The sequence below is a fragment of the Desulfobacter sp. genome (assembly GCA_028768545.1).
Taxonomy (GTDB): domain Bacteria; phylum Desulfobacterota; class Desulfobacteria; order Desulfobacterales; family Desulfobacteraceae; genus Desulfobacter.
In genome coordinates, this window is sequence record CP054838.1 from 3,904,802 (window position 1) to 3,918,202 (window position 13,401).

The window sequence follows — 13,401 nt, forward strand, 5'->3', positions numbered from 1 at the left end:
AGCCCATGTCTTTTGAAAACATTATTCTCGAAATCCAAGAGAGCATTGCCACAATTTTTTTTAACAGGCCAAAAGCGCTGAACGCATTGAACAATGCCCTGTTTAACGAGCTGGACACGGCCCTTGACCAGATTATTGAAAATGAGGATATCAAGGTTCTTATCCTTACCGGCACAGGAGACAAGGCCTTTGTGGCAGGAGCGGATATCTCCGAACTGGCCAAAATGACCCCGCTTCAGGCAAAAGCCTTCTCCCGCAAGGGACAAAAGGTCTTTTCAAAAATCGAATCCCTTTCCATTCCCGCCATTGCAGCGGTTAACGGATTTGCCCTGGGCGGCGGCTCTGAAGCAGCCCTTGCCTGTGATTTTATCTATGCCTCTGAAAAGGCCATTTTCGGCCTGCCTGAAATCAGCCTGGGCCTGATCCCGGGGTTTGGCGGCACCCAGCGCCTGGCAAGACTGGTGGGAAACAACCGGGCCAAGGAAATGGTATTTACCGGCAAAAATATCCCTGCTGACAAAGCCATGGAATATGGTATGGTAAACCAGGTATTTCCCCATGAAGAACTCATGGAAAAAACGCTTAAAACCGCGGGCCTCATCGCTTCAAAGGGTCGGGTGGCATTACGGGCGGCAAAACAAGTCATCCACAACGGAACCGCAGCAGACCTTGAAACCGGATGTATTATTGAAAATGATGCCTTTGGCATGACCATGACAAGTGAAGATGCCAAAGAGGGGACCGCAGCGTTCATGGAAAAACGAAAACCAGTATTCAAAGGCACCCTTAAATAAAGGGGGCTTAAAATAATTTAGGGAGAAAAACCATGCCCATTTACGACATTGACTTTGAAACCATGCCCAGGGAAGGCCTGGAAGCCATACAATTACGAAGGCTCCAGACCACCATTGAGCGGATTTATGCCACCGTCCCCTTTTACAAGGAGACCTATAAAAAAGCCGGTATCACTCCCGGAGACATAAAAACCTTAGATGACTTGAGGCGTCTGCCCTTTACCACCAAAACAGATCTGCGGGACAACTATCCCTATGATATGTTTGCCGTGCCCATGGAACAGGTCGTCCGCATCCATGCCTCTTCAGGCACCACAGGCAAACCCACGGTGGTGGGATACACCAAGCGGGATATTTCCACCTGGGCAGATCTCATGGCCAGAAGCATGTCGGCAGCCGGTGCCACCCAGGGAGATATCATTCACAATGCCTGGGGCTATGGGCTTTTCACCGGAGGGCTTGGGGCACACTACGGTGCCGAACGACTGGGCGCATCTGTGATCCCTGTTTCCGGCGGCAACACCAAACGTCAGATCACCATCATGCAAGATTTTAAACCCACCATTCTCTGCGGAACCCCCTCTTATATTCTTCACCTGGCAGAGGTTGCCGATGAAATGGGAGTCGATTTCAGGGATCTCCACTTTAAATCCGGTATTTTCGGGGCAGAGCCCTGGACCGAAAAAATGCGCCAGGAACTCGAGGCAAAGCTCAACCTAAAAGCCGTTGACATCTACGGTCTGTCCGAGGTGATGGGCCCAGGGGTCTCTGTTGAATGCGTTGAAGAACAGGCTGGCCTCCATGTATGTGAAGACCATTTCATCGTCGAGGTGGTGGACCCGGATACCCTGGAACCCGTCCCTTACGGAGACCCGGGAGAATTGGTGTTCACCTCTATCACCAAAGAGGCCTTTCCTGTCATCCGCTATCGGACCAAGGATATCACCTCTTTGAATCCTATTCCCTGCACCTGCGGCAGAACCCATGTCAGGATGAACAAACCCACGGGCAGAACCGATGACATGCTCATTATCCGGGGGGTTAATGTATTCCCCTCCCAGATCGAAAGCGTTCTCATGGAAACCCGTGAAATTGCCCCCCACTATCAAATGGAAGTGGACAGGGTAGATAATTTAGACACCCTGACCGTAAAAGTAGAAATTGACGACACCATGTTCAGTGACGATATCAAGGGGCTCCAGTCCATGGAATCCAAAATTTCCCATGATATTAAAGAACATCTCGGCGTTTCTGCCAAAGTGGCTTTAGTGGAGCCTAAAACCATTGAACGAAGCCAGGGCAAAGCCGTCCGGGTCATAGATAAACGTAAACTATAAGCTCAAGGGTAAAAACACCTTAAAGGAGAAAAAATATGATGGCTGAACAGATATCCGTATTTATCGAAAACAAGGAAGGCCGCCTGGCTGAAGTCACCGCAATCCTAAGGGACGCCCAGGTCAACATCAGAGCCCTTTCCCTTGCAGACACCACGGATTTTGGTGTGCTGCGCCTTATTGTGAACGACAATGACAAAGCCACGGCAGCTCTAAAAAGTCAAGGATTCACCGTGGGCAAAACCCAAGTGCTTGCCGTGGAGGTCAGTGATGAGCCCGGGGGCCTGAACCGGGTACTGGACCCCTTAAGCGAGTTGGACGTCAATGTGGAATACATGTACGCCTTTGCCAATCCCCAGTGCAAAAATGCCATCATGATTTTCCGGTTTGACGATATTATAAAGGCAAAAGAAATTCTTACACAAAACAAAATAAAAGTCATTAACGCCCAGGAAATCTGTAGCCTATAATGGTTTCAGATCCTTCATCCCTTGTGGTCACCCACAAGGGATGATCTTGGGATACTCCCAAAAGCCAGCCTCTCCTCCCAAAACGTACCCCAGGACTGCAATTGTTCAGATCAAAGATTCAAGGGAAGCCTGACAATAAAACTGGTGCCCCTGCCCTGCATGGAATCCACTTCAATCCGGCCGTTGTGATTTTCAGTGATAATAAAGTAGGACACAGCGAGTCCCAGACCGGTGCCGGCCCCGACCGGTTTGGTGGTGTAAAAAGGTTCAAAAATCCGCTTTTGGTTTTTTTCTTCCATGCCTTGGCCATTGTCCCTGATCTCTACGCAAACCTGATCTTTTTTCATGAAGGTCTTCATGAAAAATTCAGGCGCATCTTTTGACGGCATGTTAAACATGGCCTGGGCCCCGTTGGAAAAAATGTTGAAAAACACCTGTTGAATTTCACTGGCCCGGCACTTCACCTTTGGAAGGTCAGGGTCATATTGCCGGGTAATTTTAATCTGCTTGAAATCAAACTTCTTTTTCAGGTTGTAATCACTTACGGCCAGTTCCAGGGTCTGATCAAGGAGCAGGGAAATATCTTCAGCAATAAAGCCTGAATCACTTTTTCGTGAAAAAGAGAGCATGTTGGCAACAATGGCAGCGGCCCGCTTGCCGGCATCCATGACAGAATCGAGCATCTTATGAATATCCCGGCGGTGCATATAGGTGTCCATGGCGGTGAAGCTCAGTCCCAACTCCTCTGCCGTGGCCAGATTTTTCTGAATGGGCTTTTGGATCCGATTTCTGATGACCTGGATATTCTGAAGAATGCCTGCCAGAGGATTGTTGATCTCATGGGCCATGCCGGCCGCAAGTCCACCCAAGGAGACCATTTTTTCAGATTGGACAATCATCTCTTCGAGCCTGAGTTTGTCATCCTGTTGTTTTTTAAGGCTCAGGGCCTCTACCAGGGCCATGGAAAGCATCTTGGCAGCATCCCTGTCTTCTGAGTTAAACCCGTTCTGCCTGCCGGCAAAAGCCACCATCCCCAGCACCTTGGATCCCAAAACCATGGGAATTCCCATAAACGAGTCCACCTGAAGATGGTCTTTGGGCAAAAAGGCAAAATCCGGATGTTCAGACGTATCGTTTACAACCACACATTCCTTGTCAACAAGGATTTTAGACCACCCGCCCTGGATCGGTTTTTCAATATCCTCCATCCTGCGGCCGCTTCCCATCTTTGGGCTGTCCTGACCGGACCTGTCCGACATGGCCAAAATATTTAAAAGAGAGCCGTCTTCACTGATTTCTCCCACAATCCCACAAAACAATAGGGGCCCGGAATTACCGAAAGGGCAATGGGGATAAACAATTGAGCGATCTGCTCGTAAGAATCGGCCAGCATGGATTTATGAAAAAACATATTCACAGATGACATGACCTTGCTCTGGTGAAGTATCTTTTTTTCCTTGAGAATTTTCTGCTGGATCTCATCTTCGAGGTCGGCATTGGTGTGGGCCAGATCTTCAATCTTATCTTTGATGGCATCACGCATGATGGCAAAATTCCGGGATAAGATCCCGACTTCGCCCACCCCGCTCTCCTCGATCTTTTTGTCCAGATTGCCGGCAGCAATCTCCGAGGCAACGTCTGCCAGAGTGATCACAGGCTTCATCAGGGCATTGATTACAAAGACCAGCACAATGGCCAGCACCAGGATAACCGAAAAAGTAAACCAGAGCATTTCCCCCCGGAATCCGGCCAGTCTTTTTTCGATCAGGCTGGTGGAGTAAACCACAGAAATTTTACCCAGTTTCAACCCGTTATAATAGATGTAAAAACTTTTATGAATATCCATTCCGCCGGGATCAAACTCGCGTTCCAAATAGATGTCAATATCAATATCTGATTCGAAAATACCGATACTCTTCATATTTTCATCATCAAAAAAGGTTCCATATTGACTTTAAGCGTTTCTAAATCGACATTGTAGAGGGGACGGGTATTGACCAGGCGCATGACATAGGCGGCCTTGTCGATTTTGGTCCGCAGACTTTGAAGCTCAATATCCCGAACCTGCTGGGTAATATAAAAGCACAAAAACAGGCTGATAATACTGCATGCAACAACGACAACCGTGATAATTCGCGATCTCAGGCCCATGAATTTTTCATTCCTGTGAATGCAATCTCAACAATTTTAATTGTGACGTCTCTCTATTTTCCCCAACAGCCAACTCTCCTAATTCCGGGATATTTTTTGAATCAATGCCCTATAATCTTCCGATGCGGTTGAGCCCGGTGCGAATTCAAAAATGGTCTTGCCAAAAGAGGGTGCCTCAGCCAGGCTCTCGTTGTATCGGATAGGGGTGCACAAATGCTGGGGATATAATTTTTGAAGCTGTTCATAAAGGGCCTGGGGCCCCTTGATCCGGGCATCCAAAAAGGTGGGGACAATATATTTCAGCTGGATTTCCTTTCTGTACTTCTGGATGGCCCCAAGGCTTTTGATAAACTCGGAAAGACCGTGAAGCGGCATGACTTCAAGGGCCACCGGCACCAGAACCTCCCTGGCATAAAAAAGCACATTCACGATCAGCTGGTCCCAGCCCGGGGAGGTATCAATGAGGATAAAGTCAAAGTCCCGGTCCAGGGGGGTCAATGCCTCGACCAATGTCCATTCCGCACCAAAACTCTTGCGGTCAATGATCCGCTTTACACCGGCCAGAGATTTTCCGCCGGAAAGCAGCCATAAATTCTTGCGGGCCTCGACCAGGCACTCTTTAACAGGCAGTTCCTTGGTCAACAGTTCAGTCAAACCGGCTTTGGGCCGTTTGCCGAGAATATATGAGGACTGGCCCTGGGTGTCGGTATCCACCAACAATACCTTATATCCGGCCAGGGCAAGGCCTGCGCCAAGATTCACACTGGTGGTTGTCTTGCCCACACCGCCTTTGCTCAAGGTAATACAGATTTTTCTGGCAGGCAGCCGGTCCTGGATTGGGGGAGGGGCGTCTTGATGAGGCCCGAGCAATGTCTCCATGGCTACCGGAAATTTGAATTTACACGAACGGCAGGTGACCAGAAGATTTTTTCTGCCGCTTTTGGCATATGCTTTGATATTGTCAGGATTAACCTTGTGTTTTCTGGCACATTTCGGGCAGGTGATAATCACTTAGGATCCCTCCTTTTCTAACTCAGCCATAATGGCATCCACTGCAATACTAGCCAGTTTCCTCATGGAAACATGGGTCGCCTCACCCGAACCGACCTTGATCTTAATCTTGGCCTTTCCTTCCCAGATTTCAACCGAGACATTTCCCTTGGATGCCTTCCAGGAGGCTGGAGAGGCAGGTTCAACAACCTCTTTTTTACTTGCCTGATTTCCGGTGCGGTAAATCAGGCAGTCCAGTTCACGGGTTGAGCTTTCAAATTCCTTGTCATCGGCGCCAAGGATACTCTCCATGACATCTTTCTTTTTCGCCATTCTTACACCACCGCCTATTGTGCCTGCTCGTCAGGCAGATCATCTTTTTCCAGGGCCCTGGCCTTCATTTGCCCAAGTATTTTTTCTAGCTTTTGTCTTTTGTCATTGGCCATATTCAACCAGACCATTCCGAATTGAAGGTCGCCGGAGTCGTGAACAGAGCAATGGATTACTTTGGCGGTAAGGTTGGTGATCCGCTGGGTCCCCAACAGAAGTTCGGCATCTTCAATCTCCTGGTTGGATTCAAATGCAAGACAGGAATCTGCACGGATGGCAATGCCGCTGACCGAAACATTGGCCACAGAATAACTCTGCCCAAAAAATACAGCCAGAATATTGTCCTTGTCAGACGCCGGTACTCTGAAAAAATGGCGTACTGACTCGTCCTCATTATTGTCGCCGGGCATGGGCTGGAATTCTATGGAATTTTCATTCATTCTTATCCTCCTGCCAGCAATTATATTCAGAAAAATTTATGACATTTATTACATAACATTCAAAACATATCAGTTCACCCGGAGCCATGCAAGAAAAAACCCGGGGAATTGGAGATAAAAAAAAGGGGGTTCTCCAATTTCTGGAAAAACCCCTTTAAAACTTTCTAATGAAAGCTATACGGCTTAATGTCCGCCAAGTGCAGCTACTGCAGGAGCGATAGCAGGATGAACAAAAAGAAGAATCATTGCAACAACGAGAGCATAGATACAAAGAGACTCAATAAGAGCCAGACCGATCAGCATGTTCACCTGAATTTTACCGGCTGCTTCGGGGTTTCTTGAGATACCGGCCATTGCGCCGTTCAAACCAAGACCCTGACCAATGCCGCAACCAAATGCTGCAATACCGATGGCAAGACCTGCTGCCCATACACTACCAACTAGAAATTCCATGTTTTACTCCTTAAAATGATATATATTATAAACAAACGGGGCTTCTTCCAAAAATCCCGTAAAACGCTTAGATTAATGCGCCTCTTCTATGGCACCCGCAATGTACATGGTGGGCAGTAAAAAGAAGACAATGGCCTGAATCAAAGAGACCAAAATACCCATTGCCATGATGGGAAGGGGTACGAGGAACGGTCCTGCCAGCATGAGAAGAATTCCAACAACCAGCTCATGGCCCATCATGTTGCCGAAGAGACGAAGGGTCAATGAGAGCACCCGTGCCAGATGGCCGATGACTTCGATAACAAAAAACAGGGGCATCAATGCTTTGACCGGCCCTAGAAAATGTTTGATGTATTTGATTCCGTGCATCTGAACGCCGATGACATGGCTCCATAAAACCACGATAATGGCCAATGCCACTGTGGTATTGATATTTGCAGTCGGCGGGTACAATGCCGGAACCAGTCCGAACAGGTTGCCCAGAAGGACAAACAAAAAAACAGTCAGCAGCAGGGGAAAAGATTTTCGGCCTTCTTCACCGGTAATCCCCACCATAAACTCTTCAAGGCCGGAAATGATGACTTCGAATACATTCTGGATTGTATTGGGAACCATGGAGATTCCTTTGCCGCCCAGCCAGCCGAGAATAACCAAAATAACCATGGCCAGCCACATATATGTTACATGGGGATGACTTGCCGCCCATTCTTCCAAACCGAACATGCCGAACAATGAAGTAAGAATTAAATATGGATGTTCCACCTTATACTGCCTCCTTGAATAATAATCTGGTTAACTCAATCGCCGCCGCCAGAAAAGTGCTTGCAACAACAACCGAAAGGCCCGCCAGAAGACCTATCGGATGCACAATATGGTTTGATATCAGCAGGAAGATAATGGCTGCGGTCAATGTAAACCGAAGATAATACTTGACCAGGATATTCCCGACCAGGGATTTTCCCTTTTCCATCACCCGTTCCTCACAGATATTTTTGGTGACCGTTCTCTTGAGCATTTGAAAATTCACCGTCACGATCAGACCGCCCAGCAACACCCCCAGATATACCTTGTGGGGCGCAAGCCAAAGGGCAATAAGGCTGGTTCCCAAAAAGATCAGCCAATTGCTCCGTGTGATAAAATTTACAATTTTTTCAAGATCCGCCATCAATTTTTCTACTCTTTTGCCCTGCCCTGATGATGTTGCTGAATCCGGCTGCAATACCGAATCCCAATCCCACCATCAATAAAACAGGCTGTGTGTCAAATTTTTTATCCAGCCAGTATCCAATGGCCATTCCGATACAAATGGATAAAGCCACGGACATGCCGAGACTGGCAAAATACCCAAGTTCCCTGATGGTTTTGCCCTTATCCTCTTTCATCTTTAACCTTTGCAGCCACTGGTCTTTTCGGCTTTCAAATTATCAAATATCATGAGAGCAAATATCATATGCTTTGGACGAAGTCAATGTGAAAAAAGGGTAAAAAAACCCTTTTAAAATCTTCTTTTTGATCCAAAACACATCCTCGTTTACCACCGAATCAGCCCCGCTCCTTTGTCACAGCAATCACAGCCCCGAACCGGCCTGTATTTTTTTCTTCCCGAAATGAAAAAAATCGATCCGTCCTGCATTGAGTGCAAATTCCCATGGAAAGGATGTTCTCCTTTTTTACCCCTTTTTCAACAAGTTGATCACAGGACAGCGTCCAAAAATCAAAATATGAACCTCCCTTTAATTTATAGGCCCACAAAGATTTGGGAATTTCTCTTTTATAATGGATAAATTCAGCACAGCAGGGCCCCAGAGAGGGAGAGATTCCGGCAAAAATATCCCTGGGCTGAGATGAGAACGCTTCTGCCATGACCTGAACACAACGGCCTATAATATTGGCAACACTTCCCCGCCATCCGGAATGGACATTGGCAATCACCTGGTTCACAGGGTCATAGAGCATTACCGCCTGGCAGTCTGCCACCTGGATGACAAGGGCCAGATCCCTGATATTGGTAACAATACCGTCAGCCGAAATGGGGCAAGGGGTCCTGCCAAATCCTTTATCCCAGGTCACAGCCTTGATATCCTCTCCCTGCTTGAGCACCTTAATCTCTGTGCCGTGAACCTGGTTTAAAAAAACAGCCCGGACCACCCCAAGGGTATCCATCATGTAATTCCGGTTTTGAACCACGGCAGGTTCATCGTCCCCGCAGTTCAAACCGATATTCAGGCTGGCATGGGGCCCTGTGCTCATCCCGCCTTTTCTGGAAAACACCCCGTGAACCAATTGGGGAAAAGATTTAAAATGATCAAAGGCCAGGATATCAGGATGCGCCATAGAAACGCTTTCCAATCCGCTGGATGATTTGGGTGGTGGAAATATCCTGGTCAAAGGCAATCCGGGCCACCTGCCCCTGATTGGCCTTGACAAAGTCGCCCCCGATAATTTTATCCTCAGGCCAGTCCGCCCCCTTGACCAAGACATGGGGAACAATCACCCGTATCATATCCCCCGGATCAGGCGCATCAAAAATCACCACATGATCCACAACCTCCAGAGCAGACACCACACAGGCCCGCTGTTCCTGGGAGACCACCGGCCGCTGGTCCCCCTTAATTTCCCGAACCGAGGCGTCTGAATTCAATCCAACCACCATCACGTCTCCCAAGGCCTTTGCCCGGGTCAGGTAGGAGACATGACCGGCATGGAGAATATCAAAACATCCGTTTGTAAAGACCACGGTCCTGCCCTGGCTGCGGTATTCATAGGACAACCGGCACATCTCATCCAGGGTAACAATTTTCTTATCCATATATATCCTCTCTTCTATCCTCTATTATAGGGATCAGGGCCCTTGCCCGGTCCACCTCGCCCATATCCACCCCTGCCGTGATCGTTCCGGGATCATCATCGGCCTGGGCCAAAATTTTTCCCCAAGGATCCACAATGGCGGAAAGTCCGGGAAAAACAAGGTCCTCATCCTCTCCTGTCCGGTTGCTGCAGATAAAAAAGGCCTGGTTTTCAATGGCCCTGGCCTGGATCAGGGTCTGCCAATGCGCCTTTCTGGGACTTGGCCACTGGGCGCAGACTATACATATTTTTGCTCCCTTTATAAAGAGATGCCTTGCCAATTCCGGAAATCTTAAATCATAACAGATCATCAGCCCGACTCGGCCAAAGACAGTATCAATCACCACCGCCTTATTTCCGGGGGTATAAAACGCATCCTCACAGGTAAGCCTGAAAAGATGAAGCTTATCGTATGCCCCTTTTATCTCTCCTCTTTGATCAATAAAATAAAGGGTATTAAACACCTTGTCCCCTTCTGCCCTTGCAAAGGTGCCTGCAACGGCCATTGAACGCTTCTTTGCAAATTGAGCCAACCGGTCCAGGCAGTCTTGGGTTGTCCGGGCATGAAACCGGATGTTTTCATTGTCAAACCCCGAGGCAAAAAGCTCGGGCAGCACCCCTAAAGAACCGCCCTGGTCAGCCAGGCAACCAAGATAATAAAGTGCCTTGTCCATATTGGCATTAATATCTCCGTTGATAATATCAAACTGGATGACCCCTGCCTTAAATTTGTTGGTTATCATTTTCTTTTTCCTCTACTCCCGGGTATCTGTTCCATGCGTTCCTGAATCCGATACCATAACGATTCATCAGATTCAGGTCAATATTTTGCTTTTGCAGTTGCAGACGATTCTTGGCAAAAATCAGTGTAATTTTTTTTTAAGGGATTTAGATAACGATTGGATTTTTTGACCCGGCAAAACAGATCGGCTGCCCTGTGCCCGTAGGATTGAACAGCAGCGAACCGTTCGTGGCCTGGACTAAAATTATATCTATTTGTTTTTTTAATAAAAAATTGCCATAATGGCCAAAGCATTTGTTCAAGATATTACCTCTTTGACCGGTCTCAATAGATGCAAGGATACAAAATGAGAGAGCCCACGATCAAAAGCACCTACAAAGATTCAACCCGGGATATTACTTTTGAAGTCATTTATTTTATCCCAATTCAGTAGTGTCCGGTTAGGTTGTTGCATATAAAAAGCATCTAAAATCATTGAAAAAACAGTCTGTTTTGTGTTGACAAATGTGCGTAAAAATTTTTGTGCGCCTTGAAAATTTAACTCAAGGAGCTCAAATGACGCACATCTCAGTCCCTAAAAAACAACTACGGTCCCTGAACTTTGACAATTTCAGGTGCCCTCTGATAAAGTCACTTTCAAAAGCACCGGAATTACAATCTCGAGGAGACCGCCCTTTAAAAATGACATTCGAAGACCAGATAAATGCTTTGGTTTATTTCCATCTTCAGGAGCACAAGTCTGCCCGACATTTAATTCAGGATCTCAAGGAGAATGTTTTTGCTAAAGAAAATATTGCGCCAGACGGTGGTATCAGCCGTAGTAGTTTCTGTGAAGCCATCAATCACAGGGGACTCGAACAACTGCAATTTATCTTTGAGGATCTTTATAAACAGGCTCTTGAGTGTCATCCGGGTGAACACGCCGAGTTAGGAGAGTTGGTTTCCATTGACGGTAGTCTCATAAATGCAGTCCTTTCAATGCACTGGGCGAACTACAGAAAAGGAAGTAAAAAAGCCAAAGTACATTGCGGATTTGACATTAATCACGGAATCCCAAACAAAATCTTTTTGACTGAAGGCAACGGCGCTGAACGCACTTTTGTTCCCAAAATACTTTCCAAGGGGCAAACAGGTGTTATGGATCGTGGATATCAATCCCATAAAGAATTTGACCTGCTTCAGGAGCAAGGCAAACATTTTGTCTGCCGTATAAAAACCAGGACAACAAGAACAATTATTGATAACCACGAGACCCCTTCCGACAGCTACATTTTTTATGATGCACTGGTTAAACTTGGTACTCCGAATCAAAACCAGACGAAAAGGCCTGTTCGGGTTGTTGGCTATAAAATTGCTGGCGTCAAATACTATGTGGCAACTGACAGGCATGATTTAACAGCGGAACAAATAGCAACAATTTATAAACTCCGGTGGACCATTGAGGATTTTTTCAAATGGTGGAAAGAACATCTGAAGGTATATCATCTCATTGCCCGCAGTGAATACGGCCTTATGGTTCAGATTCTTGGCGGCCTTATCACTTACCTGTTACTGGCAATCCATTGCCAAAAACAGTTTAATGAAAAGGTCACGATCAAAAGAGTTCGGCAGCTGCGAACCGCCATTCTAAATGACCTGTTTGGCTGCGAGGAGCAGGGCTCTCATAGTTCAAACAGGGACAATATTGTCAAAGATCAAAAAATTATTGAGCAAGCAAAAACCTAACCGGACATCACTGATCCCAATTAAAAAAAAACAAATAAAACAAATAAAACAAATAAAACAAATAAAACAAATAAAACAAATAAAACAAATTCTGGACGAATATTACCGAAAATACAATATTGTTTTCCCTGAAAACGGAAGCACCGTAAAAGTTGTTTGCGACCATTTAAGCCCCCGCCCTCCGATCCGCCCGATATAAAAAAGCCTCGCCTTTTAGTTTAAAAATTTGAGTTGTTCCCAAAAAACGCTCCCGAACAGTTCATCCAACAACTTGCATAGGCCAATAAAACAGATCAAAATGAACCGATACGTTCATTCAAACAAGCTATCGCGAACAGAGTCTTCCAGCAAAGTGTCATATCAACGCAAAAAACAGGGCGGTCATCTAAACTTAGCAATCGATCCGTATCAACCGATCATCAGGTTGACTCTTTCTTCATCATAATCCGCGTGTTCAATAGCTATTTTTCTAAACTCTTCTTTTAATTGCCAAAAAGCCTCAACCATGTCCGGATCAAAATGACTGCCTTTGCCCTCCATTATAATTTCAACAGCTTTGGAGTGGGTAAAAGGTGGTTTATAGGCCCGCTTGCTGATCAAAGCATCGTATACATCTGCAATGGCCATCAAACGGCCTGACACAGGGATCTTGTCTCCCTTTAATCCATTCGGATATCCGGAACCGTCCCATTTTTCCTGGTGGCTTTCAGCAATTTCAAGTGCAAGAAGCAAGAAAGAATCACCTCCCAGTTTATTTTCCTGGATGGCAATTGCCTCCTTTCCATAGGTTGTATGCTTTTTCATGATTTCAAACTCTTCATCGGGGGCGCATTCCCATTTTCCCGGTTTTAAAAAGGCCTGTCTTTTAGAGCAAAAAGAATGATATCCTCTGTTACGCTGAAATGAACATAAATGGATTGTGCTAATGAAGAAAGCTGAAGATTGTAATACTGTTGATGAAGTCCTTGCATGCCTCAAAGAACTGGAAGAAGATCCAAATCGCTTGGTTCGTAACGCTAACGAATTAGAACAGATGGAGCAGGAAATCCTTGAGTATACAAATCGGATAAGCGCCTTTTTTTTAAAAAAAAGATCCAGGCCTCAGTAGATTCCTCTGAACAGGTC

The 13,401-nt window shown here is 46.5% G+C and carries 19 protein-coding genes; 5 read left to right on the forward strand and 14 right to left on the reverse strand.

All coding sequences use genetic code 11. The features are described 5' to 3' along the window. Positions 1–5: 5 nt before the first annotated feature. The 3 genes from HUN05_18870 to HUN05_18880 are packed head-to-tail and all read left to right on the forward strand — an operon-like array spanning position 6 to position 2,598. Positions 6–794 (forward strand): enoyl-CoA hydratase/isomerase family protein, encoded by a 789-nt coding sequence (locus tag HUN05_18870; GenBank protein ID WDP86931.1) that lies wholly within the window; start codon positions 6–8, stop codon positions 792–794. 32 nt (positions 795–826) lie between these two features. Further along, entirely contained in the window at positions 827–2,131 is a 1,305-nt protein-coding gene (locus HUN05_18875; protein WDP86932.1) for a phenylacetate--CoA ligase, read from the forward strand. A 35-nt stretch (positions 2,132–2,166) separates the two neighbouring features. Continuing rightward, positions 2,167–2,598, forward strand: a complete 432-nt coding sequence (locus HUN05_18880; GenBank protein ID WDP86933.1) for an amino acid-binding protein — start codon at positions 2,167–2,169, stop codon at positions 2,596–2,598. A gap of 110 nt (positions 2,599–2,708) precedes the next feature. Here the strand turns inward: HUN05_18880 and HUN05_18885 are convergent, their stop codons facing one another. The 13 genes from HUN05_18885 to HUN05_18945 all read right to left on the reverse strand — a co-directional run bounded on the left by HUN05_18885 (position 2,709) and on the right by HUN05_18945 (position 10,552). Next, on the reverse strand, positions 2,709–3,902 hold the full coding sequence (locus HUN05_18885; GenBank protein WDP86934.1) for a GAF domain-containing protein: 1,194 nt from the start codon (positions 3,900–3,902) through the stop codon (positions 2,709–2,711). Further along, positions 3,869–4,519, reverse strand: a complete 651-nt coding sequence (locus tag HUN05_18890; protein ID WDP86935.1) for a HAMP domain-containing protein — start codon at positions 4,517–4,519, stop codon at positions 3,869–3,871. Before HUN05_18890 ends, HUN05_18885 begins: the two co-directional genes overlap by 34 nt. Next, positions 4,516–4,749: a hypothetical protein gene (locus tag HUN05_18895; GenBank protein WDP86936.1), complete on the reverse strand. Its 234-nt coding sequence runs from the start codon at positions 4,747–4,749 to the stop codon at positions 4,516–4,518. The genes HUN05_18890 and HUN05_18895 overlap by 4 nt, the downstream gene beginning before the upstream one ends. A 78-nt stretch (positions 4,750–4,827) precedes the next feature. Continuing rightward, on the reverse strand, positions 4,828–5,760 hold the full coding sequence (locus tag HUN05_18900) for an AAA family ATPase (protein WDP86937.1): 933 nt from the start codon (positions 5,758–5,760) through the stop codon (positions 4,828–4,830). Further along, entirely contained in the window at positions 5,761–6,072 is a 312-nt protein-coding gene (locus HUN05_18905) for a hypothetical protein (protein WDP86938.1), read from the reverse strand. It abuts the gene before it with no gap. A 14-nt stretch (positions 6,073–6,086) separates the two neighbouring features. After that, on the reverse strand, positions 6,087–6,509 hold the full coding sequence (locus tag HUN05_18910; GenBank protein ID WDP86939.1) for a PilZ domain-containing protein: 423 nt from the start codon (positions 6,507–6,509) through the stop codon (positions 6,087–6,089). Positions 6,510–6,692: 183 nt separating this feature from the next. Then, positions 6,693–6,962: an ATP synthase F0 subunit C gene (atpE, locus tag HUN05_18915; protein ID WDP86940.1), complete on the reverse strand. Its 270-nt coding sequence runs from the start codon at positions 6,960–6,962 to the stop codon at positions 6,693–6,695. Between the two features lie 72 nt (positions 6,963–7,034). After that, positions 7,035–7,724 carry a F0F1 ATP synthase subunit A gene (atpB, locus tag HUN05_18920; protein ID WDP86941.1) on the reverse strand — a complete coding sequence of 230 codons (690 nt, stop codon included), beginning with the start codon at positions 7,722–7,724 and terminating at the stop codon, positions 7,035–7,037. 1 nt (position 7,725) lies between these two features. Next, entirely contained in the window at positions 7,726–8,127 is a 402-nt protein-coding gene (locus HUN05_18925) for an ATP synthase subunit I (GenBank protein ID WDP86942.1), read from the reverse strand. After that, on the reverse strand, positions 8,114–8,344 hold the full coding sequence (locus tag HUN05_18930) for an AtpZ/AtpI family protein (GenBank protein WDP86943.1): 231 nt from the start codon (positions 8,342–8,344) through the stop codon (positions 8,114–8,116). Before HUN05_18930 ends, HUN05_18925 begins: the two co-directional genes overlap by 14 nt. A gap of 160 nt (positions 8,345–8,504) precedes the next feature. After that, positions 8,505–9,296 carry a peptidoglycan editing factor PgeF gene (pgeF, locus tag HUN05_18935; protein ID WDP86944.1) on the reverse strand — a complete coding sequence of 264 codons (792 nt, stop codon included), beginning with the start codon at positions 9,294–9,296 and terminating at the stop codon, positions 8,505–8,507. Further along, complete coding sequence (rfaE2, locus tag HUN05_18940; protein ID WDP86945.1) at positions 9,283–9,771, reverse strand: D-glycero-beta-D-manno-heptose 1-phosphate adenylyltransferase; 489 nt, start codon at positions 9,769–9,771, stop codon at positions 9,283–9,285. Before rfaE2 ends, pgeF begins: the two co-directional genes overlap by 14 nt. Then, positions 9,764–10,552, reverse strand: a complete 789-nt coding sequence (locus HUN05_18945; GenBank protein WDP86946.1) for a carbon-nitrogen family hydrolase — start codon at positions 10,550–10,552, stop codon at positions 9,764–9,766. Before HUN05_18945 ends, rfaE2 begins: the two co-directional genes overlap by 8 nt. 554 nt (positions 10,553–11,106) lie before the next feature. Between HUN05_18945 and HUN05_18950 the strand changes: the two genes are divergently transcribed. Next, on the forward strand, positions 11,107–12,276 hold the full coding sequence (locus HUN05_18950) for an IS4 family transposase (protein ID WDP88141.1): 1,170 nt from the start codon (positions 11,107–11,109) through the stop codon (positions 12,274–12,276). A 408-nt stretch (positions 12,277–12,684) separates the two neighbouring features. On the opposite strand, the gene HUN05_18955 is transcribed toward HUN05_18950, so the two are convergent. After that, on the reverse strand, positions 12,685–13,080 hold the full coding sequence (locus HUN05_18955) for an HD domain-containing protein (GenBank protein ID WDP86947.1): 396 nt from the start codon (positions 13,078–13,080) through the stop codon (positions 12,685–12,687). A 121-nt stretch (positions 13,081–13,201) separates the two neighbouring features. On the opposite strand from HUN05_18955, the gene HUN05_18960 reads away from it, so the two are divergent. After that, entirely contained in the window at positions 13,202–13,384 is a 183-nt protein-coding gene (locus tag HUN05_18960; protein ID WDP86948.1) for a hypothetical protein, read from the forward strand. Positions 13,385–13,401: the final 17 nt, after the last annotated feature.